The 2,204-nt window shown below is 65.4% G+C and carries 3 protein-coding genes; all 3 read right to left on the bottom strand.

Annotation, left to right across the window (positions count from 1 at the left end):
• Window positions 1-1,079: hypothetical protein (locus VGL40_03630; protein HEY3314361.1), on the bottom strand; the 1,079-nt coding region annotated here is incomplete at its 3' end.
• A complete protein-coding gene (locus tag VGL40_03635) occupies window positions 1,076-1,234 on the bottom strand; it encodes a hypothetical protein (GenBank protein HEY3314362.1) in 159 nt (52 codons plus the stop codon). The genes VGL40_03635 and VGL40_03630, both read right to left, overlap by 4 nt.
• 691 nt (window positions 1,235-1,925) lie before the next feature.
• On the bottom strand, window positions 1,926-2,126 hold the full coding sequence (locus VGL40_03640) for a hypothetical protein (protein HEY3314363.1): 201 nt from the start codon (window positions 2,124-2,126) through the stop codon (window positions 1,926-1,928).
• Window positions 2,127-2,204: the final 78 nt, after the last annotated feature.

The following is a 2,204-nucleotide window of genomic DNA, read 5'->3' on the forward strand; positions in this document are numbered from 1 at the left end:
TCGTCCGGGGACCGCCCGAGCGCGGCCAGGCTCTCCCCGCGACAGCGGAGAAGGTCATCGGCAATCCCCTGGGGATCACCGGTCCGAATGGCGAGGTCGAGTCCCTCACCCAACCACCGCAGAGCCGACTCGTGGTCCCCGGCCGCGGCGTATTCCGTCCCGGCCGCCTCGTAAAGGTAGATGTCTTTGGGGTCGTCGGCCTTGATGGCCGCGTAGAGCGCCTCCGCCTCCCGCCCCCGCCCTGCGGCCAGGAGGATCTGGGCGATCAGGCAACGCCCGTCGGGTCTTCCAATCCACCTCCCGGCCAGGATGCGTTTGACCGTCTTGATCGCCTTGTCGTATTGTCCCATCGCCGTGTAGCACTGGCTCAACTCATAGAGGAGCTGGGGGATGTTGTGGGCCTCTTCCACCTCGGGGTGGGCCAGAAGCCGCTCGAAGGCCCGGGCCACGGCCGCCTGGTCACGGGGTTCGGCCGCCAGGGCTTCCCTCAGCCTGTGCTGGAGCTTCTCCAGGCCTGTCGACGGCCCGGGGACTTCTTTAGGGATGCCATCACCCCGTCCGGCGTCGGTCTCGTCGATATCGTCCTCGCCGGTGTCGTCCTCGCCGGTGTCGTCCTCGCCGGAGTCGTTCTCCCACCGACGACCGTACTGGTCGGGGATCCGTCCCCAGCCCTGGATGGGGACCGGCTTTCGGGGCAGGTGGCCGGCGGCATCCCTGGCCTCCTTGGTGTCGGCGTCGGTGCCCGTGAGCTGACAGCGGTGCCGCCAGTTGTCCCCCAGATCGAAGACGTAGGTGAAGGGCTCGCCGGGACGGACCACGGAGCGGACCTTCACCCGCTCGTAGTTAATGATCGGCTGCCCGAATTCATCATCCGGCACGCCGAAAACGCGCCCGTCCGGGAACTCGAACTCGTGCAGGTGGCTGATGTCCCAGCGGGCGAAGGCCTGGTCGATGACTTCGGCCAGGTCCTTCAGGGTGTGGCGGGGACCGACCAGCATGACCCGTCCGGGGGGTGGGTCGAGGGTGATGCCGCCACCCGAGAGCAGCTCGACCTGAATCGTGATCCAGCCCTTACTCATGGAACCGTCACCTCTGCTTCTGGATTGGGTGATCGACTGCTACAGGCGGTGCCGGCGAACAGCTCATTCATCCGTTCCAGCAGTTCACCGAGTTCATGGTCGACGGTGTCATCCTGGGGGTCGGCCCGGTCAAGGCTGTCCATGGCGGCCACCATCTCCGACCACATCTCCTGGTACTGGGCCAGGTACAGAGGTCGACGGGCTCCAGGTCGTCCCTGGGCAGCCGGCGGAGCTCCTCCTCCCGAATGTTCACGCGATACTGACGAGTGCCTGAAACCTTGGCCGCCAGGCGCTCCCCGTCGTAGCGCCCGTCCGAGACCGCGCCGCCCCGGGCATAGGCCTGCCCGCGGTCGAAGACTGCCCGCGAGTCGGCCAGGCGGGCGTATCCTTCTTGGTCAGGTGGGTGAGGGTCGTGGCGATCCCCTCGGTCTGGACTGGTCGGGCTGGGCCGCCAGACCCGGGCCGGTCGGTCTGGTCTGATGATTGATTCAGCGGACCAGGTCAGATTCCCTGTTGGGGAGGGCCGTTCGAAGTTCGATCCAGCGGGGCGTGGTCGTGGACGGTCGTGTCGCCCAAAATCGAACCCCGCTCAGGTGAGCGGGGCTGCTTGGGGGAAGGAAGCTTCCCTGGCCTGCCCGGCCTGCCAGCATCCCCAGGCGTTCTTCGAGGTCAAGGGGGAAAGCTATTAAGACCCCGGACCAAGTCCGGGGTCAACTGTTCACTCTGCGGTGGGCTCTCATCCTGTCTTCCGCGGTTCCTTGGCCCGTGGGGCGGTCATCCGGCTCATGAGACAAGAACGCCTGGCCTCAAGCCAGGCATCTGATTGGTCGGACGGTCTAACGAAGCCTATATTCCCATGGGTACCTCTACACCAACCCCATCGCCCAGGACCGCAAAGCGGCCGGCGACAACCATCTTCCACCCAAGCTTCTTGTACTGTTCGGTCAGATCCGGGACTCTGGTGGCCGGCACATTCGGCACCACCAGAGCTTTCAGATCGCGAGGGCCCTTCACGAAGAGATAGTCCGCCCCTACAGTCGAGTCCAAGCTAGCCAACCTCCTTCCCTGGTCCGCTCTCTCACCCCCGACCATAGTGAAGTAGACTTCCCAATCAACTCAATCAGG

Source organism: Bacillota bacterium, from assembly GCA_036504675.1.
In the GTDB taxonomy this organism is placed as follows: domain Bacteria; phylum Bacillota; class Sulfobacillia; order JAJYWN01; family JAJZPE01; genus DASXUT01.

Excerpts from the sequence above, each read along its gene's own strand:
- VGL40_03635 (HEY3314362.1), bottom strand. The coding sequence starts at position 1,234 with ATGGTGGCCGCCATGGACAGCCTTGACCGGGCCGACCCCCAGGATGAC.